This window comes from Bifidobacterium sp. B4079 (assembly GCF_026537385.1).
GTDB lineage: Bacteria > Actinomycetota > Actinomycetes > Actinomycetales > Bifidobacteriaceae > Bombiscardovia > Bombiscardovia asteroides_I.
Genome location: NZ_JAFNMH010000002.1, coordinates 57,551 through 78,406, shown reverse-complemented (window position 1 = coordinate 78,406; position 20,856 = coordinate 57,551). Strand labels below are relative to the sequence as shown.

Genomic DNA, 20,856 nt, shown 5'->3' with positions numbered 1-20,856 from the left:
AAAAGACCAAGCCGATAACCTCCTGCACTTCGACCGATCGGCATGCTTGCCATCGGCCTCGAAACTGGCATAATGGCATATACAAGGACGGTTCAAGAGCACGGAAGCCCACAAAGTGTATGGCCACTAGGACCGATACGTTGAACGGGTGCGTAAGACTTGACCGTTGCAACGATGATGTTGTGCAGAGATTCCATCTGGACCGACCTTGTGGGAGCGGCCTCCCGCGGGGGGCCGCTCCTATTTATCCACAGGCTTTATCAACGATTGCAGAGGACGGCACCTGCGAATAAAGTGCTATGGTATGGTTCAGAAATTTGACGCACCCTCCAAGGCCTTGCTACGCAGCCAGATCGCGGAGCATATTGCCGAGACCGACGGCCAGGCACGGCATGTATCGAGGCGCTCGGATCACCCGGTCTCGCGCTTGCCTGAGGACCGTTATTTCGACCGGGAGCTGAGCTGGCTCAAGTTTAACAAACGCGTGCTTGAACTGGCCGAAGACGAGAGCGTGCCCCTGTTGGAGCGCGCCAATTTCGCCGCAATCTTCGCCAGCAATCTTGATGAGTTCTTCATGGTCCGCGTGGCAGGTCTGAAGCGTCGCGTGGACACCGGCATCGCTATGACGGCAGCCAGCGGAATGAGCCCTCGTCAGCAGCTGAGGGCCATCTCCGAGCAGGCGCACAAGCTTCAGGATGAGCATGCCCACTATGTCATCGACCACATCCTGCCGGATCTGGCCGCAGAAAGCATCATTCTGCTGAGCTGGCCACAACTGAGCAGCCAGGAGCAGGAGCGACTCACCAAGTTCTTCCGCAACCAGGTCTTTCCGGTGCTGACTCCGCTGGCCGTCGACCCGGCCCACCCCTTCCCCTATATCTCAGGCAACTCCCTGAACCTGGCGGTCCTGGTGGAGAACCCCACCTCGGGCAAGACCCACTTCGCCCGCGTCAAAATTCCCGACAATCTCTCCCGTCTGGTTCCCGTGGACGATCTGACCGACGAAGAGGGTCGGGAGGAGCGCTATGGGTTCATCACCATGGAGAACCTGATCATCGCCCACTTGGAATACCTCTTCCCGGGCATGATTATCAAGGAAGCCCGCTCCTTCCGCGTCACACGCAACGAAGACATTGACGTAGAGGAGGACGACGCAGAGAACCTGCTCAACGCCATGGAGAAGGAGCTGCTTCAGCGGCGGTTCGGACCGCCCATCCGCCTGGAGATTTCCGACTCTGCCTCCCCCTTCCTCTCCCAGCTGCTGGCCAGCAAGCTCCGAGTCAATCAGGAGGAGGTCTATCGGCTGCCCGCTCCCTTGGACTGCACGGTCCTGTTCGAATTGCAGTCCATCGACCGGGCCGACCTCAAGTTTCGCCCCTTCATTCCCACAACCAACCGGCAGATAGCCGAGGTGGAATCCAGCCAGGCCCAGGATATCTTTGCTGCAATCCGCGAGCATGACATCCTCCTTCACCACCCCTATGACTCCTTCTCCACCTCGGTTCAGGCTTTCCTGGAGCAGGCGGCGGCCGATCCGCGGGTGCTGGCCATCAAACAGACCCTCTACCGGACCTCGGGCAACTCGCCCATCATCGATGCTCTGGTGGATGCTGCGCACGCCGGCAAGCAGGTCCTGGCTTTAGTCGAAATCAAGGCCCGATTCGATGAGGAGGCCAACATCGCCTGGGCCCGTCAGCTGGAACGGGCTGGCGTCCATGTGGTCTACGGAATCGTAGGGCTCAAGACCCACTGCAAGCTCTCCCTGGTGGTCCGTCAGGAGCAGGACGGCCTGCGTCGTTACTGCCACGTAGGCACCGGCAACTACAACCCCAAGACCGCTCGCCAGTACACCGATCTGGGCCTGCTTACCTGCGACCCAGTGGTGGGGCAGGACCTGACCCGGCTCTTCAACCAGTTGTCAGGCTATGCGCCCAAGTCCTCCTTCCACCGTCTGCTGGTAGCTCCGCGCACGGTCCGTTCCGGGCTGCTGCAGCGGATCGCCCGCGAGGAAGAGACCGCTCTGAACGGCAAGCCTGCGTGGATACGGATCAAGGTCAACTCCCTGGTGGACGAAAAGATCATCGACGCCCTCTACCGGGCCAGCCAAGCGGGGGTCCGCATCGACATCGTGGAGCGCGGCATCTGCTCTCTGAAGCCAGGCGTGCCCGGGCTGAGCGAGAACATCCGGGTCCACTCCATCCTGGGACGGTTCCTGGAGCACAGCCGCATCTTCGCCTTCGCCAACTCCCAAGGCCCCCAGATCGGCGAGGGGCCCCTGGCAGGACCAGAGGTCTGGATAGGTTCTGCTGACCTCATGCACCGCAACCTGGATCGCCGTGTGGAGGCGCTGGTCCGGATCACTGCGCCCGAACAGGTGCAAGGGCTCATTGACTATGTGGATCTGCAGATGGCTGAAACCACTAGCTCTTGGCACATGCAGCCCGACGGCACCTATGTGCGCCACAGTCGCGATGATCAGGGCCGACCTCTGGTCGACTCACAGGAGTACCTGATCGACCGTCATGCCCGAACCCCCAGGGCCAGGCGATGATGATGCGCCTCCAGGTCGGCGGGTCCGCCGCCGAGGTGGGCGATCGGGATGGCACCCGGCCATGAGCAGGACGGTCGAGGCAGCCGGAGCCATCCCCTACCGGTGGCGCACAAGCTTCCAGGGATGGATGAAATTCAGCGACGACGGCCGGGCAGCCCCAGGAGCCAGCCCCCGATCCGACCTTGATGAGCTGGAGCTCTGCCTGGTCCATCGCCCCAAGTACGACGACTGGAGCTGGCCAAAGGGCAAGCTGGAGAACCGTGAGACCCACCTGCGAGCGGCCGTGCGCGAGGTCGGTGAGGAGACAGGCTGTCTTGTCCACCTTGGGCCATACCTGGGAGATGCCGAATATCCCCTGAATAACGAGGGCCGGCGCCGGGGCGGCAAGGGCGGCAGGCTCAAACATATCTGCTATTGGATGGCGACACCGACCGACTCGGAACACGCCGCCGGTCAGAGCGCACTTCTAGGTCCCATCCACCGGCCTGATTCCAGGGAAGTCGACCAGATACGATGGGTCGGGGCCTCTGAAGCCCGCAAACTATTGACCCACCCCAGCGACAGAACCATACTGGATGCCTTCGTGGACCGTGTGGAGCAGGGCGGCATCCGGGCTCGTCAGCTGATCATCGTCCGCCACGGCAAAGCGGTGGCCCGGAAGGAGTGGACAGGCAAGGACGCGAATCGTCCTCTGACCCCCAGGGGCGCTGGCACCTCCTACGCCCTGGCTCGCGAACTGGCCTGCTTCGCGCCCGACCGCCTCCTTTCCTCCCCCTGGATCCGCTGTGTGCAGACATTGCGACCTTACGCCGACGAGGTAGGCCTGCCCATGGGGATGGTGGCCTGCCTGACGGAGTCCTCCTACCACCGCCGCCCCGAACAGGCTCACAACTGGCTGGACAGACAGATGGCCGACCTGCTGGCAGGCAACCGAACGACCATGATCTGCATGCATCGCCCGGTCCTTGGAGGTATCTTTGAAAAGCTACGCGGACTGTGCTCCAGCGGGTCACTGTCCAAACGGCTTCCCGACGACTCCCCCTTCATGCCCACCGGCAACGCCGTCGTCCTCAGTTTGACCGGCGACCCCAATCATCCGACCATCATCGACATACAGAAGGTGACCCCCATTGTCTACTGACAGCAACTCCAGAATCGGCTCATCCTCAATCCGCTCGTCCCGCACAGGATTCGTGGCATCCGGCACCGGAGCATCACGGCCCTCACGCCCTGGTCAGCTGGACCCGGCCATCGCCGACCAGCTCTCCGGAGGCATGGATCCGCAGCAGATCAGCGAGATGAGCCACGTTTCGGCAGCCTCCCTGCTGGACCGAGTCCACCACAGCGCCGACCCGGACATCGTAAAACGGGTTCTGACCCTGGTAGACCGTGAGGGTGTGGATGTCGTGGCCGAGCTCTGGAGTGACAGCGACCCCGACTCTCTGCCGGGCATTCTTTGGCGGCTCTACATGCTTCGCAGCTGGATGCGTAAGGACGCTGATGGAATCAGTCGTCTGTGGCGGCTGGGCGAGCCCACCGACACTGCCGCATCAGCTATAGCCGGGGTGGATCAGGCCCCGGAAGCCGATGACATCATCCGAACCGCCGACTCCATCCTCTCCGGAGCCTTCACCGGCGACTTCGCCATAGCTCTGGAACGGGCCGGAGCCTTCTGCGACGTGATCGCTCGCGGCATTAAGACCGCCATTCGGGATGCCCAGAGCCGGCAGTTGGACGGCCAGGAGGCCGAGGAGGTGGATGCGGCACAGCGCACCGTCAACTCCCTTAATCAGACGGCCCGTGACTTCATGCGGGGCGCCTCGCTCTGGCGGCGGGGACGGCTGGAGTAGAATCAGTCACCCTTCACGCCGGAAGCGTAAGCCTGCCGTGAACAAGGATCAGACCCTGGCATGCCCTACAATGGAGACTGCGTCGGACCATGGCTAAGCCCCGGGCTCCGTTTGTTGCCGCTGCGAGCGGCGTTTGCGCCGACAGGCGCTTACATGGTTCGGCGTTTTCATTTCCATTCCCGAATCGAAAACAGCATGGCTTGCCGGTCGCTACCAGAAGCCGACCCGCTGAGCTACGCTGAGAGGTATGGAACTTCACGTACTGGAACACCCGTTGATCGAGCATAAGCTGACCGTACTGCGGGACAAAAACACCCCTTCCAACACTTTCCGCGAGCTGATCAGCGAACTGGTCATGCTTGAGGCCTACGAAGCCACCCGCAATCTGGACATAGAGGATCACCCCATCGAGACCCCTGTCGCTCCCATGGTGGGCAAGAAGCTCTGCTCCCCGCGCCCCATGGTTGTTCCCATCCTGCGTGCCGGGCTGGGCATGCTTGACGGCATGACCCGTCTGTTGCCTACCGCTGAGGTCGGATTCCTCGGTCTCAAGCGCGACGAGAACACCCTGGACATCATCACCTACGCCAACCGCTTGCCTGAGGACCTCTCCGGCCGTCAGTGCTTCCTGCTGGATCCCATGCTGGCCACCGGCGGCACCTTGATCGCCGCCACCAAATACCTGGCCGAGCGCGGCGCCAAGGACGTGACCTCCATCAACATTCTGGCCGCTCCCGAGGGCCTGAACCGACTCAAGAAGGAGATGGACCCCTCCATCAACCTCAAAGTGGTGGTCTGCGCAGTCGATCAGAAGCTGAACGAGCACGCCTACATCGTGCCCGGCCTGGGCGATGCCGGCGACCGCCTTTACGGCGTCATCGACTGATTCTGTTCTTTCTTCGGTGGGGATCGTCGCGCATTGACGATCCCCACCGTTTTTTATAAGTAGACAGAACGCCGTTCAATCTCCCCTTTTTCCCGACTTGCGATGATAGGCTTCCCCTAGGGGTCGAATAGTCACGATTGCCCGGGGAGAGGCCGATCATGGTTGAATCAATACAGGTCATCGACGACGGCGACAGCATGGCAATACTGGGGGACCTCGAAGCCATCGACGGGTTCCTGCAGTCGCACCATCTGCAATCATTGGCCGAGCCCATCAATCCCCATACCGACCGAGGGTACCTATCGGGAATGGTCGCGCAGGTCCTTGGCGATAGGGCTTTATCCGGCAAATGGGTCAGGCAAGACGGGAAGGTCCCCAAAGCCCTCAGCCAATATGACCTGCACCGGGACCAGCGCACGGGCCTGTCCGCAGGCACGGTCCTGGTGAAGGATGGCGAGGAGGCCCAGGGTGGGCAGCGGTTCCTGGACGGTTGGAAATCCGCCCTTTCTCCGGTCATGCTGACCAACATCGGTGCCCTTATAACCCAGTATGAGCTTCAACAGACCATGCAGGCCATGGTGGAGTACCTGCGGAGAATCGACAAGCATGTGGACGACATCCTGCGCGCCCAGCGGGACACGGTCCTGACCAACATGGTCGGGGTCAACCTGGTCATCGAAGATGCCCTGGCCGCGCGCAACCAGATCGGGCACGTTTCACAGACCACCTGGGACAAGGTGCAGGCCACGTCGTTGGCCATCGCCCAGACGCAGGCTTACGCAATCCGCCAAATCAATGTCATCACCGAGAAGATAGGTGATGGATCAGGGGTCCATGACCTGGGCACCGACATGGGGAATTACCGGGATCAGATCAATGAGTGGCTGGCCGTCCTGGCCAGATCACTCCAACTGCAGGATGCCAGCACGATCCTGGAACTGGACCGGGTCGCCCAGGTGGAACCCGATGAACTCGACCAACACCGCCAGGCGGTGAAGACCGCGCGTGAACACCGTGTCCGTGTCATTTCAGAGAATGCCGACCATCTACTCAAGCAACTTGATCAGACAGCAGAAAAAGCCAACAAGGAGGTTCTGCTCCACCCCCAACAGTCGCCACGAATAGTTGATTACTGCAACCTGATCAAGCAGGACATGGCGGAATTCGGCCAGGGCATCGGACTGGACCGGAGCAGCGACCCCCTCACCTCCCGACCCTGGCTGGATGCAGCCCGTGATACCACGTCCCAGATCATGGAAACAAGCAGGGAGGGCGTCGATACCGCACGCAACATCGGCGGGCAGGTTCTAGGAAAGACCCTGAAAGGCGTAAGCACCGCTTGGGATCTGAGCGGCCAGGCCCTTGACCGGACCAAGGGAGGCGTGGACAATGCCCGCGACCTTGGTGACCAGGCCCTGAACCAGGCCAAGGAGCTCGGTGGCAGGATAGCCGGCTCCGTCTCCCGCCAGTCGTCGGAAATTCTGCATAACGCCAATCTGAAAAAGAGAATAACCCACCTCTTCCACTCAGATGAGCACAATCAGGATCCCCAATAGCCGGCCTCGGGATAGTACGAATGCCATCCCTGCCAGTTCCTCTCCGATTTGTTTCCATGTACCGACCGAGCGACCCAGAGTCCCAGCCTTCCAAGAGCCAACCCGCGAACGGCCTTAGCTGACAGATTTTTGCCCATCCGAGCATGCCCGGCATCTCCATGCCGTATTTCCTGCTGTAATCAGGTACCCTGATTCATCACTGATCCGACCCCGAAAACACCCTGAGGGGCAGTCCTTTCTGTGCTCGAATGGTGGTATCCGAACAATCGGGATGCCCCCGATGAGACGGACCCATGGAAATCGGATGGAGGGACTCCGGCTATGCAGACGACGAGGACGAACAGGGCACCATACCCAAATGCCGGAACCAGAACCGGAACCGTCAGGAGGCCTGATCTGCTTTCTTTGGTCTCATCCCTCCTCCATGAGCATCGAGCCTCTTACACGGTCATGGTCCTGGCGGTCATTGCCTCATCTGCGCTGACCAGTGCCTGGGTCCAGGTCGCCTTGGCCGCGCGGATGGGCGACGGGATGCCGGACATGCAGACCCTGAGCGTCTTCGACCGCACAATGGCACAGAGCGCACAGGAAGCTGCCAAACAGCTGTCCATCATGGCCGCTTGTGTCTGTGGGTTCATCTCGATCTTCCTGGTCATCACCTCCGTAGGATTCCTGATTGAACGTCGCCGGCGCGAGTATGCCATGATGCGTCTTTCCGGAGCCTCCCCCAGGCTGGTGCGACTGATCTGTCTGCTGGAGTTCATCATTCCTTTGGGCCTGGCCGACCTGATCGGCAGTGCGGCAGGCTGCTCCCTGGTTCCCTTCTTCGCCAAGTCCCTCATCAACTCGGGTCTCGAACAGCTGAGCATGACTGCCCGGCCCCATCCCGAGGGGGCACTCATCTCCTTCGGCGGCATCCTTCTGGCCTGCCTGGTAGGGGCCTGGTTCGCCGCCAGGAGGATCACATCCATATCTCCCATCGAGGCCATGCAGGCCTCGGAGCACCGGGCGGGAGCCAAGCCAATCGGTCCCTTGCGCCTGGTGACCGCCCTGGCAGGCCTGGTCGGCGGCCTGGTCCTGGTCTTTCACAACTTCCACAGCATGGATGTGGAGAGTCAGATTCTGGCTGCCACCGGCTGCATGCTTGTCGCCGTCGGCGCTCTGGCCCCCGTCCTGGTGTCTGCCTGCAACAATCTGATAGGCATCCCCTTTCAGCTCATCTCCCACGGTTCCGGTCTCCTGGCCAGGCAAAGAGCGTACAAGGAAAGCCGCAGTTCCACTGCAATAGCCCTGCCCGTCATCCTGATGCTGGTCATCATGACCGGCATACTGAGCATGGCCAGAACGAGCTGGGCCAACTCAGCCATCGACCGATACAAGCCGGTCGCGGCCGATGTCGTGATCAGTGCAGGAAGCGAACGGACAGGGGACCTGGACCGGCGACTTCAGTCTTCATCAGACATCGAATCCGCCGTCACCTACAGCAAGGATGTCTGGAGGGTGGAAGAAGACAGAACCAGCGCGGCCGATGATGAGGAGACAACGGACAACCTTCCCGCCATCACGACCATGCACATCAACAAGGCTGGCAATGCCACCGACAAACTCAGCCCCAACTTCGTCAAGGGATCCGCTGACGACCTGGGCCCGGGCAGGATTGCCGTCACCCCGAATTGGTCCTTGTACCACAACAAGCAGGACCCCTTGGGGCACAAGCTGGACCTGGTCGACAAGAACAACCGACGCCACACAGTAACCATCACCGCCGTAGTTGACATGACCCCCACAGGGCAGACGGAGCAATACCTGAGTACGGATACCGGCCTGATTGATCTGGCACCCGACCCCAGGGGGCTGACCACCCTGGTCAAGGCCGCCCCGGGAGTCCAGACGGACGACCTGGCCAGTCGGCTCAACGGTTCATGGGACCATAAGGACATCAAGGCGCGCACCAGGAAAGAGCACATCAGGTATGACATAGGCAGGTCCCAGGAGGTGCAACGGGCCCTGCCCAAGATGGTGGGTGGAGCCGTCATCCTCACATCCATCTTCCTGGTCCAATCCTGCGCCATCGCCGTCAGCGAGCGCCGTCAGGAAAATCGCAGGATGCATGCCGCTGGTGTTTTACGCGGAACATTGGTCCGCGCCTCCGTCTGGGAATCGGTGATTGACACCCTTTCGGCCACCCTTCTCTCGGCCCTGGCTATGGTGGGTGTGCTGGCAATCATCTTCAGGGCCTTGTCGAAGCAGGTCGACATGGACATGGTGCCCCTGCCATACGATTACTTTTTCATCATGGCCTTGTGCGCGATGGCCCTGGCCGCCCTGATCTCCGGTCTCTACGGCTGGTTCAGTTCTTGGGCAGATAGGACTCGAAGATGATGCCGTCGAAATCCGGGCCGGCGGTCTCCTGGGCCTGTTCGGAACGGATGGTCCAGGCGATTGGGACCCCGCCGAGGAATCGGTAGAGGCGCATGGGCACAGAGTGGCCGCCATGCCACTCGCAGGCCACGAAGTCCGGCCGGCCCAGCCAATTGAAGAGGAGGGAGCCGGCAATCCACCGCAGGGCCGAATCGAAGGAGTCCACCCGACCGTGGTATGGGGCCACCAACTGCCCTCGGATCACCTCGGGCCGGTGGGCCCGATACCAGGCAAGCGCCAGGACATTGAAGGATTCGATGACATAGTCCCCGCGATAAGCGGAAAGGAGGGCATCGGTCTTGCTCATGAGCTCCCTGTCCAATCCGCCATCCATCTTGATCTCGACGATCAGGGGCGCCCGGCCATCCACCAGCGCAAGCACTTCGGACAGAAGGGGTACGTGCGGGGCTTCAGGATTCCCTACCTCCCCATCTGCTGTCTGCCCGCCTCGACCTCCGACATGATCGGCATGCATCGGGCCCCTGTCATCGGGGCCATCCGTCGCGTTTTCCCTAGGGTAGAGGGGAATCTGCTGCAATTGCGCATAGGTCAGGTCCGCCACGGCACAATTGACACCCGCCACCCGTTTTAGGTCCCCGTCATGGATGACCACCACCTGGCCGTCGCGGCTGAGGTGGACGTCCAACTCGATGCCATAGCCGGCTTCACATGCGGCCTCGAAGGCAGGCAAGGAGTTCTCCGGAGCCACTGCCATGGCGACCTCCTCCGGCCTCCCCGACGATGCATGCCTGCCAGCCGATCTTGCTGATTCGACCTGCAGACACTCGTGGACCCGGTTCAGATACGCCGTCCGCGCTGGGCCGGGCTCGTCCGAATCCATACCAGACCCGGCATCGTGCAATCCCCTATGGGCATATGGACGGCAGGAGAGGCTCGTCGGCCGTCTCCTGCCCGCGACCACCGAAAGCCCCGGTGCCAGGGCCCAGCACCATGCCCCCAGCGCCCCGAGACTCAAACCCAGGGCGACCTTGCCAATCGAATGTCCCTTGGACCTCATCATCGCCTCCCGCCGTCAGGTATGTCACCATCCACGCTAGCATCACCGGAATGTAAAACCGGGGTCGTCAATTTGACTTCGAGTGGCTTCACAGGCATATGGTGGACTAAAAGGGCAAAGCGGTTCCATCATCCGCTCCGCCCCATCGGTATCAGAGAAGAGGCCTGACCTTGCACGAGACTCAATCCATATCAATCCCGACCGTCACGCTCAACAACGGTGTCCTCATGCCCATGGAGGGCTTCGGTGTCTACCAGATCGCCGACCACGACGAGTGCCGGCGTTCCGTCATGGATGCCTTGGAGGCAGGGTATCGGGCCATCGACACGGCCCAGGCCTATGGAAACGAGCAGGCCGTTGGAGATGCCCTGGCCCAGAGCGGCCTCGACCGCGACCAGGTCTTTCTGACCACCAAGGTCTGGATCACCAACTACGGATACGACAAGACCAAGGTCTCGGTCGAGGAGTCCATGAAGAAGCTGGGCACGGACCACCTGGACCTGGTCCTCCTCCACCAGCCCTTCAACGACTACTACGCAGCCTGGCATGCCCTTGAGGACCTCTATGACCAAGGTCTCCTGCGGGCCATCGGCGTCTCGAACTTCTATGCCGACCGCTATGTGGACCTGGTCAAGTTCAACAGAATCGTCCCCGCCGTCAACCAGCTGGAGACCCATGTCTTCCACCAACGCCCCCAGGAACGTGCCTACATGGACAAGTACGGCACCCGGATCGAATCCTGGGGACCCTTCGCCGAGGGACGCCAGGGTATGTTCACCAACCCGACCCTCACCGAGATCGGGCAGGCACACGGCCGGACCGCGGCCCAGGTGGCCCTGCGCTTCCTGGTTCAGGACGGGGTCATCGTTATTCCTAAGACCACCCACCGCGAGCGCATGCGCGAGAACCTTGACATCTGGGACTTCCAGCTCAGCGACCAGGAGATGGACCGGCTGCGGGCCATGGATACCGGCAAATCCGCCTTCATGAACCACGAATCCCCCGAGACCGTGGAGGACTTCGCCAACTGATTCAGCATCAGACAGTATCTGTATCTGTGCAGGATGGGCGGGCTCTCAGTCTAGGCTTCACCGTTGCGTCGCCGACGCTTGAGGGCCCGATGCTTGATCAGGATGTCCAGGACTATCCAGACCGAGAGGATGAAGGCCACCACGTATCCCAGCATACTGACCACCGGAATGCCGAAGACCACTGGTTTGATGCGGGCGAAGTAGACGATTGAAGAGCCCACATAGAGGCCGACGACAATGAGGGCCATGGTCAGTCTGTTGACCATGTCGGACAGCTGCTGCAGGGGCTCCTCGGACCCCACCAGCTGCACGTTGGCCCGAAGCTGGCCCCGGGTCAGCATCCTGGCTGCAGTCTGAGACTCGGCCAAGGCGCCCAGAAGGCCGTGCAGGGCCAGATCGCCCTGGGCGCCCAGCTTCCGGGTCTCTTCCTTGAGCCTTGACCCTGCGCCCTGGCTGCAGGCGACATGGTCGGCTATGATCTGCACGATATTGGCCTCGGGCAGGAACTCATCCAGGAGTCCTTCAAGGGTGACCAGGCACCGCGCCACCATGGTGACCGACCCTGGCACCTTGATGCCATGGCGGGCGGCCAGCTTCATGACGGCATTGACGTATTCGGCGATATCAAGATCGGCCAGGTCCAGCTTGCCGAACCGCTGGACGACAGCATCCAGATCGGCCAGCAGATAGGGGTAGTCCTCGGCCCTGGCCTCTCCGGTGCCGGCGAAGCGGAGCAGGCCCTGGGCCAGGGCCGGTGAATCCTCGCGCCCTACTGCGAAAATCATGTCCTTCAAGGCCGCTTTGGTCACCTTGTCCAGGCGGCCGACCATCCCCAAGTCGATAAGCACAATACAGCCATCGCGGATGATGATGTTGCCAGGGTGCGGATCAGCGTGAAAGAAGCCCCGGTCCATGATCTGGCTGGCATAGTTGTCGACAAGCTTGGTGCCGATCTCCCTCAGGTCATAGCCCTGGGCTACCAGTTGCGCGGGCCGTGAAAGGGATATCCCGTCGATGTACTCCATCACCACCACATGCCTGGTGCAGAGCCCGGGATAGGGCTTCGGACAGTCGATATAGGCATAGGAGTTGCAGAAATCCTTGAACTCCGCCAGATTCGCAGCCTCCTGCTGGAAGTCGACCTCGGACTGGAAGGTCTCCCAGAGCTCTTCGACCACCCCGCGCAGGTCCACCACCTGGCTGCTGCGGACGAACCGCGAGGCCCACCTGACCATGCTACGCAGAATGTCGATGTCCTGGGCCATGGTCTCTTGAATTCCCGGGCGCTGGACCTTGACGGCCACGTCCTCCCCGCTCACCAGGCGCGCCCGATGCACCTGCGCCAGGGAGGCCGAACCAAGAGGAACAGAGTCTATCGAGGAGAAGATCTGGTCGAGTGGACGGCCATACTCGGCGGCAAGGGTGCTGGTCACCACAGAATAGGGAATGGGATCCGCATCAGCGCGCAACTTGGAAAGCTCACGACAGAAGGCCTCCGGCAAGATCTCAGAACGCATGGAGAGAATCTGGCCCACCTTGACGAAAGTGGGCCCAAGCGCCTCGAACATGCGACGCATGGTGACCGGGGTCAGACCGTGGATGATGTCGAACCGGTTGGCGATGCGAATCATCTCCGCCAATCGGCGGACCCTGCCACGCCTGTGCCGGATCCTTCCTGCCGCCCCTTGGTGCGCTCCCGTTCCAACCCCGAAGAGGCCAATGGTCTGCACCTGGGCATCATGTCCATTCATGGCATCCATGCTCACTGCTCACCCGCATCCTTTGCCCACATGGCCGACCGGCACGGGACCTCCCGGTGCAGATGACCGACGCCGACAGCGATTGGCTGCCTTCAGCCCTGCTGGCCCGCGATGGGATCATTGGAGGTGATGGGGATGGACCCGGGCCGGCGATCCGGAATTGGCGCCTGCGGCTCCTGGTCAGGACGGAAGGGGGCAACATGAGTTGCTGGCCTGGGCGCGCCAGCGGCTGGAGCCGGAGCAGGACGGTTCTGCCTGTTGCGTTTGAGCTCGGTATTGAGAATCCGCCCCTGCTCGACCGTCAGCTCGCCCTTCTTGACCAGGCTGTCGACGACCTCCTGGCTCTTCTCCACCCCTGTGGCCAGCGCTCCGATGCCAGCCAGAAGCACCTTGTGCAATCCATCACCTATATGCAAATCCGACATGATATGCCTCCAAGCATTCATAAGCCCTCGAGGTACCGGGCCCTGTTGACCGCTGAGAGACGAACGGCCGTCTCTTTCTACAGTCTAGACGAATATCCTTGACCGATCCGGCTCGACACTATGACAAGACGGACGGTCCGGGCCCTTTCACTGGCGCTGACTGCCATCCCTCGATCAAGAGCTCGCCGGAACAGGCTTCCTCTCATCGGGGCCTTGATGCAGCGATGCGGCTGGCCTGATCTGCCAAAGAGTCCAGACGCTCCAGCTCGCTCCGGCTCTTCTGGTCCATGGCCGCCTGCATCTGGGCGAGGGTGCCCTGACCATACCGTCTTTCTGCTGCTCCCTTGATAAGGAAGTCCGTGATGGCCGGGTTCTTAGGCAGCAATGACCCATGCATGTAGGTGCCGATGATCTTCTTCCATCGGGCTCCCTCGGTGTGGTCCTTGCCATTGTTGCCGCGGCCGTCTTCGGCCACCGTGCCCAGGGGCTGGGTCCCCTTCCCCAGATAGGTCAGACCCGAGTGATTCTCATAGCCGACCACCCTGCCGAAGTCCTGTGCCTGCTCCACCAGGTTGCCGATCATCCGATCGGGCTGGGCAACGGTGTGCGCGTCAAGGATGCCGACCCCCTCCAGACGCTCATGCTCGGAGGTCTCAAAGTAGTGGCCGAAAAGCTGATAGAGCCCGCAGATCATCAGCATGGGCACATCCTGGTCGGCCAGATCACGCAGCAGCCTGCTCCGCTTATGCAGGTCGTCGATAATCCGTTCCTGGCCATGGTCCTGGCCTCCGCCGCCCAGAATCATATCGATTCCCTCCGGCCACGCATCGCCGGGATCGTAATATCGGACCAAGGGACGGAACCCGTACAGCTCAGCCCTGCGGATCACGCTGAGTATGTTCCCTGAATCCCCATAGATGTTCATATCACGGTGGTAGAGGGAAAGAATCCGCAGCTGCGGACGGTTTCCCGCAACCTCGGCCTTATCCTGTGTCTGCGGCATTCCTGCGCTCCTTTTGATTCTCTCGCTCATGCGCCCACCCCGGCATCGTCCACACTCGTGATCCTGCCGAGGGCGGACCGAAGCCGGAGCATAGACGTGTAAGTGCAGTAGATCCGCTTAGGACGCCCTGGGTGCGCCTTGAGGAAGGCTGTCAGCGCCCGATCCAGGTCGGTCTCGATTGCCTCAGTGGGCACTTGGTCATAGGCCAGGCGCAGGGCCATGTCATAGGCCCGGGTGCCGGAGACCATGGCCACGCCGGTATCTCTGAGCGAGGTGAAGTCCACATCCCAGAGCCAGCTCATGTCACGCCCGTCCGCATACTCGTCACGGATGCCGATCATGGTGTCCTGACCGACAGGGTTGAAGGAGGACAGGGCCAGACGGAAGCCCATGGGATTTTTGACCAGGACCAGCTCGACCGGCGCGCCCTGGTAGGTGATGACCTCTCCACGCCCGAAGGCGGGCGTCACCTTGGACAGGGCATCCATGAGCGCTGCATCATCAGGCTCCCTGTCTTCCAGCACGACCCTCACCAACGCCAGAGCAGCGGCCGCATTGTAGAGGTTGTAGACGCCCTCCAGACGCAAATCGGTCTCCAGAAGCCGACCATCCAGGCGGAAGGCGGCCCTGTGTTCCATGACTCGCTCCAGGGTCGCCTCGGCCGGCAACCGATGGCCGGGACGGAACGAACGGGAAGCATTGTCCGCACCGGCACCGTCAGACTCCCGATCCGAGGCATGCATGTCGTCATCAGTGGGGAAATAGGTCAGCAGATCGTCTGACAGACCGAAGTAGGCCACGCCGGTCTGGGCCGGTGTCTGAGCAGCCAACCTAGCGATGCGCGGATCCTCACGGTTGAGGACCACCGTGCCCGTGGTGGCCTGAGCCACCTGGCCCAGCAGCCGGGCAGTAGTATCGATTTCCCCAAACCGGTCCAGCTGATCACGCATGACATTGAGCAGGAGGGCGTAGCGGGGCTTGACCTGTCGCACAAAGTGAACCGCATAGGCCTCGTCCAGCTCCAGAACGGCAATATCAGCATGCAGCCGGCCGGACAGCCCCAGTGCAGAAACCAAGGCCGAGACCACGCCGCGGGTGAAGTTGGACCCGGTCGGGTTGGTGAAGACTTTGAGACCCAGGGATTCCAACATGGAGGCCACCATCCTGGTGGTGGTGGTCTTGCCGTTGGTCCCCGAGACCAGGACCACACCACGGGGCAGCCCCGACAAGGTCCTGGCCAGGAAGCCCGGGTCGATCCGCTCGACCACCTTGCCAGGCAGCGCCGAACCGCCGTGATGGGACAGACGCGAAACGAGGCGCACAGCCTTGCCAACCAGAAGGGCCAGAAGCGAACGCCAGCGTCGGGAAGAACGACCCGGCTGATCGGCAGGCTGCGTCTTGGAAGCCGTTGAACGCATGATCAGACCCCTCCCTGCTGGTAGTCCTGGGGCATGTCCTTGAACTTGGACTTCTCGCCTAGGAAGGCCAGCTTAAAGGTGTCGGTGGGGCCGTTGCGGTGCTTGGCCAGAATGATGTCGGCCTCGCCGGGACGGTCCTCCTTGTCGTAGAAGTCCGGCCGGTGGACCAGAAAGACCACATCGGCATCCTGCTCGATGGATCCCGACTCGCGCAGGTCGGAGAGCATGGGCTTCTTGTCGTTGCGCATCTCGGGACCGCGGTTGAGCTGGCTCAACGCCACCACCGGAACCTCCAGCTCCTTGGCCAGCAGCTTCAGGGCGCGCGAGAAGTCGGAGACCTCCTGCTGGCGGGACTCGACCCGCTTGCCCGAGGTCATCAGCTGCAGGTAGTCGATGACCACCAGTTTCAGGTCGTTGGTCTGCTTGAGCCGACGGCACTTGGCGCGGATCTCCATCAGGCTCATGTTGGGCGAATCATCCAGGAAGAGCGGGGCATCCTGGAGTCTGCTCCAGAAGGTGTTCAGGGTGTTCCAGCGTTCGGGGGTGATGTCGTCCGCCCGACGCAGGGCCACCAGGGGGATGTCGGTCTCGGCCGAGATGATGCGCTGGGCCAGCTCGGTCTTGCTCATCTCCAGGGAGAAGACCACCGTGGTCATGTTGTTGTGGAGGGCCGCAGCGCGGGCGAAGTCGATGCCCAGGGTGGACTTGCCCATGGCGGGGCGGCCGGCCACCACGATCATCTGCCCGGGCTGCAGGCCCTGGGTCACGTCGTCGATGCTCTTGAAGCCGGTGGGCACGCCCCGCTCCATGTCGCCGTTCTGCAGTTTATCCAGCTGGTCCAGGGTGTCATGGACGACCGGACCGATGGCCTCGTAATCCTGGCGGACCCTGCCCACGCTCATCTCGTAGACTTCGGCCTGGGCCAGGTTGACGATATCCTCGGCCTGGGAGCCCTCAGCCGAGTAGCCCAGTTGGGCGATCTTGGTGCCGGCCGCGATCACATTGCGCAAAATGGCCCGCTGGTGGACAATTTCCGCATAGTAGGTGGCGTTGGCGGCTGTCGGGACCGAGGCCACCAAGGAGTGCAGATAGTCAGTGCCGCCCACCTTCTCGAGGTCGCCAGACTTGAGCAGCTCGTTGGCCACCAGGACCGCGTCCACTGGCTGGGAGGCCGAAAAGAGGGTGACGATGGCCTCGTAGATGGTTTGGTGCTTGGGCTGGTAGAAGTCGGATATTTCGATCATCTGGCTGACCTCGCCGATGGCATCCTTGCTCATGAGCATGCCGCCCAGGACGGCCATCTCCGCATCGTCGTCATGCGGGGGCACCCGGTCGAAAAGCATGTCGCGGCCGGTCTGGGCATGATCGGTGGGACGCTGTTCGGGATGGGTGTAGTCGGTGTAGTCCTCAGAAGCCATAGCCACGATTCTACGAAGAGGACCGTCCTCGACAGCCCTAAGAAGCGGATTTCACCCAAGGCATTCACCAGGACGCGCCTACCGTGCTGGACGGAGCACAAGGCCGCTCCTGCATGTGCACAGAAAAATAAGTTATCCACATTCAAGGCGTGTCCTAGAGGACACATGTGGAGCTTATCCACCTCATGGGTATAACTCTGTGCAAAACTTGGGGACAGCTTTCCACATCATCAATCAAGCTTGCGCCCAGGGCTGTTTGGTGATATGCATCTGCCGACAGAGCGTCCATGGACGGGCTTCCAAGGGCTGCGTCTTCAGGCCCGAGCACTAGCATGGCGTCCATGCGCAGCCACAGGAACATCCCCGAAACCAAGACCGGTTCAATCACGCCGGAAGAGCGGCGGGCGACCTACCGGACCATTGCTGGGCTGGCCATACCCACCTTCGGCCAGCTGATCGCTTCCCCGCTCTTCGTCATGATCGACACCGCCATCGTGGGCCACATCAGCGACTCGGCCCTGGCCGGGCTCTCCATCGGATCTACTGTGGTGCTGACCACCGTAGGCCTGTGCGTTTTTCTGGCCTACGGGACCACCTCCCAGGTGGCCCGACTCATGGGCGCCGGCCAGCGCCGGAAGGGGATGCAGGCCGGCGTAGACGGCATGTGGCTGGCCTTCGTCATCGGCCTGGTCGTCTGCGCCGTTCTCCTGGCTTTGAGCCGGCCCATCTGCAGCCTGATGGGAGCCCGCGGGCCAGTTCTGCAGGCAGCGCAGACTTATCTGAATGCCCTGGTCTTCGGCCTTCCGGCCATGCTCCTGGTCTACGCGGCCAACGGCATCTTCCGCGGATTGCAAAAGGTAAAAATCACCCTGGTGACCGCCGTGTCGGGCGCCATCCTCAACACCGCCCTGGAGGTCCTTCTGGTCTTCGGCTTACACATGGACATTCTGGGTTCGGGCCTGGCCACCCTGATTGCCGAGTGGGCCATGGGGCTTTTTTTGACCATCCCCGCCCTGGTCTGGGCCCGTCGGGAAGGCGCCCAGCTGCGGCCCAGGCTCTCAGGCATGGCGGCCAGCATGGGCGACGGCTTCCCGCTCTTCCTGCGGACCCTGGCCCTGCGGGTCTGCCTCTTTATGACCGTGGTGGCTGCAGCCCACCTGGGCGAGCAGGTGCTGGCGGCCTACCAGGGGGTCAACTCGGCCTGGAATTTCGGACTGAACATGCTGGATGCCGTAGGCATCGCCGGCCAGTCGCTGGTAGCCACCGAACTGGGCGCCGGACAGCGGTCACGGGCACGGGTCATGACCGACCTGTCAGCCAAGGCCGGCATGGCCATGGGAGTGCTGGTCGGGCTGGTCATGATCGCCTTGGGCCTCTTCGCCGCCCCCCTGTTCAGCCCAACGCCGACCATCAGGTCGCTGATCACCGTGGGCATGATCGTCCAGGGAGTCTTCATGCCCGTCGCCGGATGGATGTGGGCCCTGGACGGGATCCTGATCGGGGCCGGGGACTATCGCTACCTGGCAGCCACCTGCTCCCTGACGGCTGTGATCTACCTGATCGGGCTGCTAGGCATGACGGCTCTGGCTATGAACTGGACGCCCACCTGGCGGATAGCCATGCTCTGGGCCGTTCTCAATGTCCTCTTCATCGGCGTCAGAGCCATCTGCAATGGCTTGAGAACGCGCACCGATATCTGGATGGGGACGATTAGCCAGGTCAAAGAAGCCTAAGGAGTCATCTTCAACAACTCAGACATAGAAAAAGCAGGACCCCGACCGTTAGACCATGAAATGAGCCACAGCGACGGGATCCGGCGAAACCGGTCAGCAGGAAGACGACCATACAGAGTGGCGGCAGAAGACTGCCTCAGATAGCGTCTACGCCGGTCTCCCCGGTACGAACCCTGACCACTGAGTCCAGGGACTGCACCCAGACCTTGCCGTCGCCCACGGTATTGGTGGCGGCGGCCTGGACGATGGTGTCGACCAGCTCGCCGACCCGGCTGTCCTCGGTCAGCACCTCCAGGCGCGCCTTTGGAACCAGGTCCACCTTGACAGTGCTGCCCCGGTAGACCTCCTTATGGCCGCCCTGCCGACCATAGCCCTGGGCTGACGAGACGGTCATGCCGTGCACGCCGGCCTCGGTCAGGGCCTGTTTAATCTGATCCAGCCGCCCGGGCTGGATGATGGCGGTAATGAGTTTCATGCTGCCTTCCTTTCTGATCAGTTCAGAATAGACCCGAAGTCGTAGGCGCTCTCACCCTGATCGCTTTGATCGACGCCGATGACCTCCTGATCCTTGCTGACTCGCCAACCAATGGTCTTCTCCAGTGCGAAGGCGATCACACCGGTTACTACAGCTGCGTAGATGACCGCAATCAGCGCCACCAGGAACTGAACCAGCAGCTGCCGGAAATTGCCGCCGGCCAGGAAGCCCGTACCGGTACCAAAGAAACCTATCAGCAACGTGCCCAATAAACCACCCACACCGTGGATGCCCACCACATCCAAGGAGTCGTCATAGGCGAAACGGAACTTGAGCCCGCAGGCCAGACAGCAGACGAAACCAGCCAAGAGTCCGATGACCATGGCCCAAAGCGGGGAAACCACGTCGGCCGCTGGAGTGATGGCCACCAGGCCGGCGACCATGCCGGATGCTGCACCCATGGCGGTGTAATGCCCAGTGCGGACCCGTTCAGTGAAGAGCCAGCCCAGAGTGGCGCCGCTGGCGGCTATGGTCGTGGAAACCCAGGCATATCCAGCCGTGCCGTTGGCGGCGAAGGCGGACCCGGCATTGAAACCGAACCAGCCGAACCAGAGCAGAAAGGCGCCCAGCATGACCATGGGCACATTGTGGGGGCGCATGGACTCCTTGGGGAAGCCGATTCGCCTGCCGATAATGAGCACAATGACCAGGGCTGCTACTGCCGCGTTGATGTGGATGACCGTACCGCCCGCAAAGTCGTGCGCCTGGGCCCCGATGGCGTTGGAGATGGGTCCATCGGCAGCCAACAGTCCGTGATTCCAGACCATGTGGGCCATGGGCGCGTAATCCAAGGTGACCCAGAGGGCAACGAAGATCATCCAGGTGCTGATTCTGACTCGCTCTGCCAGGGCTCCCGAGATCAGGGCCACGCAGATCATGGCGAAGGCGGCCTGGAAGGCGATGTCCACCGTATGCGGGTAGGCAGCGTTTGCAGAATCAAGCGAAGTGAAGACCCCGTCCTTGGCCGTGACCGTGTCCCTGAGCAGGAAGCCGGTGATGGGGTCGCCGAAGACGCCTCCGATGTCCTTGCCCGCAAAGGAAACCGACCATCCCCAGAAGGTCCAAACAACCCCGGTCACGGCAATGGCCAGCGTGGACATCATCATCATGTTGAGTACAGCCTTGGCTCGGACCATACCCCCATAGAAGAAAGCCACCGCTGGAGTCATCAGGAAAACCATGGATGCCGCTACCAGCATCCAGGCAGCATTTCCAGAATCCATGCCTACACCTCTCTTTTCCCCATCCGAG

At 61.7% G+C, this 20,856-nt stretch carries 16 protein-coding genes; 8 read left to right on the top strand and 8 right to left on the bottom strand.

Going from position 1 to position 20,856, the window contains the following annotated elements:
* Positions 1-304 precede the first annotated feature (304 nt).
* The 6 genes from J3T95_RS04945 to J3T95_RS04920 all read left to right on the top strand — a co-directional run bounded on the left by J3T95_RS04945 (position 305) and on the right by J3T95_RS04920 (position 9,225).
* On the top strand, positions 305-2,551 hold the full coding sequence (locus J3T95_RS04945) for an RNA degradosome polyphosphate kinase (RefSeq protein ID WP_267450648.1): 2,247 nt from the start codon (positions 305-307) through the stop codon (positions 2,549-2,551).
* A 61-nt stretch (positions 2,552-2,612) separates the two neighbouring features.
* Entirely contained in the window at positions 2,613-3,692 is a 1,080-nt protein-coding gene (locus J3T95_RS04940; protein WP_267450647.1) for an NUDIX hydrolase, read from the top strand.
* 13 nt (positions 3,693-3,705) lie between these two features.
* Positions 3,706-4,401 carry a thymidine phosphorylase gene (locus J3T95_RS04935; RefSeq protein ID WP_220237477.1) on the top strand — a complete coding sequence of 232 codons (696 nt, stop codon included), beginning with the start codon at positions 3,706-3,708 and terminating at the stop codon, positions 4,399-4,401.
* A gap of 247 nt (positions 4,402-4,648) precedes the next feature.
* Positions 4,649-5,287, top strand: a complete 639-nt coding sequence (gene upp, locus J3T95_RS04930; RefSeq protein ID WP_267450646.1) for a uracil phosphoribosyltransferase — start codon at positions 4,649-4,651, stop codon at positions 5,285-5,287.
* A 158-nt stretch (positions 5,288-5,445) separates the two neighbouring features.
* On the top strand, positions 5,446-6,843 hold the full coding sequence (locus tag J3T95_RS04925) for a hypothetical protein (RefSeq protein WP_267450645.1): 1,398 nt from the start codon (positions 5,446-5,448) through the stop codon (positions 6,841-6,843).
* Between the two features lie 405 nt (positions 6,844-7,248).
* Positions 7,249-9,225, top strand: coding sequence for an ABC transporter permease (locus J3T95_RS04920; protein WP_267450644.1), 1,977 nt, complete (start codon positions 7,249-7,251; stop codon positions 9,223-9,225).
* On the opposite strand, the gene J3T95_RS04915 is transcribed toward J3T95_RS04920, so the two are convergent.
* Positions 9,194-9,979, bottom strand: coding sequence for a glycerophosphodiester phosphodiesterase family protein (locus tag J3T95_RS04915; RefSeq protein ID WP_267399217.1), 786 nt, complete (start codon positions 9,977-9,979; stop codon positions 9,194-9,196). The genes J3T95_RS04920 and J3T95_RS04915 overlap by 32 nt on opposite strands.
* A gap of 530 nt (positions 9,980-10,509) precedes the next feature.
* On the opposite strand from J3T95_RS04915, the gene J3T95_RS04910 reads away from it, so the two are divergent.
* Positions 10,510-11,313: an aldo/keto reductase gene (locus J3T95_RS04910; protein WP_220237478.1), complete on the top strand. Its 804-nt coding sequence runs from the start codon at positions 10,510-10,512 to the stop codon at positions 11,311-11,313.
* A 50-nt stretch (positions 11,314-11,363) separates the two neighbouring features.
* Here the strand turns inward: J3T95_RS04910 and J3T95_RS04905 are convergent, their stop codons facing one another.
* From J3T95_RS04905 to dnaB, 5 genes are all read right to left on the bottom strand, one after another.
* Positions 11,364-13,073, bottom strand: a complete 1,710-nt coding sequence (locus tag J3T95_RS04905) for an ABC1 kinase family protein (RefSeq protein ID WP_220237479.1) — start codon at positions 13,071-13,073, stop codon at positions 11,364-11,366.
* Positions 13,074-13,165: 92 nt separating this feature from the next.
* Complete coding sequence (locus J3T95_RS04900) at positions 13,166-13,498, bottom strand: phasin family protein (protein WP_267399216.1); 333 nt, start codon at positions 13,496-13,498, stop codon at positions 13,166-13,168.
* A gap of 202 nt (positions 13,499-13,700) precedes the next feature.
* The gene (locus J3T95_RS04895; protein WP_267450643.1) at positions 13,701-14,501 is read right to left on the bottom strand and encodes a type 1 glutamine amidotransferase; all 801 of its coding nucleotides are present in this window, start codon (positions 14,499-14,501) and stop codon (positions 13,701-13,703) included.
* A 26-nt stretch (positions 14,502-14,527) separates the two neighbouring features.
* Positions 14,528-15,919, bottom strand: a complete 1,392-nt coding sequence (locus tag J3T95_RS04890; protein WP_258561490.1) for a Mur ligase family protein — start codon at positions 15,917-15,919, stop codon at positions 14,528-14,530.
* 2 nt (positions 15,920-15,921) lie between these two features.
* Positions 15,922-17,262, bottom strand: coding sequence for a replicative DNA helicase (dnaB, locus tag J3T95_RS04885; protein ID WP_033510868.1), 1,341 nt, complete (start codon positions 17,260-17,262; stop codon positions 15,922-15,924).
* A gap of 416 nt (positions 17,263-17,678) precedes the next feature.
* Between dnaB and J3T95_RS04880 the strand changes: the two genes are divergently transcribed.
* Entirely contained in the window at positions 17,679-19,070 is a 1,392-nt protein-coding gene (locus tag J3T95_RS04880; RefSeq protein ID WP_267457968.1) for an MATE family efflux transporter, read from the top strand.
* 136 nt (positions 19,071-19,206) lie between these two features.
* On the opposite strand, the gene J3T95_RS04875 is transcribed toward J3T95_RS04880, so the two are convergent.
* Positions 19,207-19,545, bottom strand: a complete 339-nt coding sequence (locus J3T95_RS04875) for a P-II family nitrogen regulator (RefSeq protein WP_267450641.1) — start codon at positions 19,543-19,545, stop codon at positions 19,207-19,209.
* Positions 19,546-19,562: 17 nt separating this feature from the next.
* Positions 19,563-20,828, bottom strand: a complete 1,266-nt coding sequence (locus tag J3T95_RS04870; protein ID WP_267450640.1) for an ammonium transporter — start codon at positions 20,826-20,828, stop codon at positions 19,563-19,565.
* Positions 20,829-20,856: the final 28 nt, after the last annotated feature.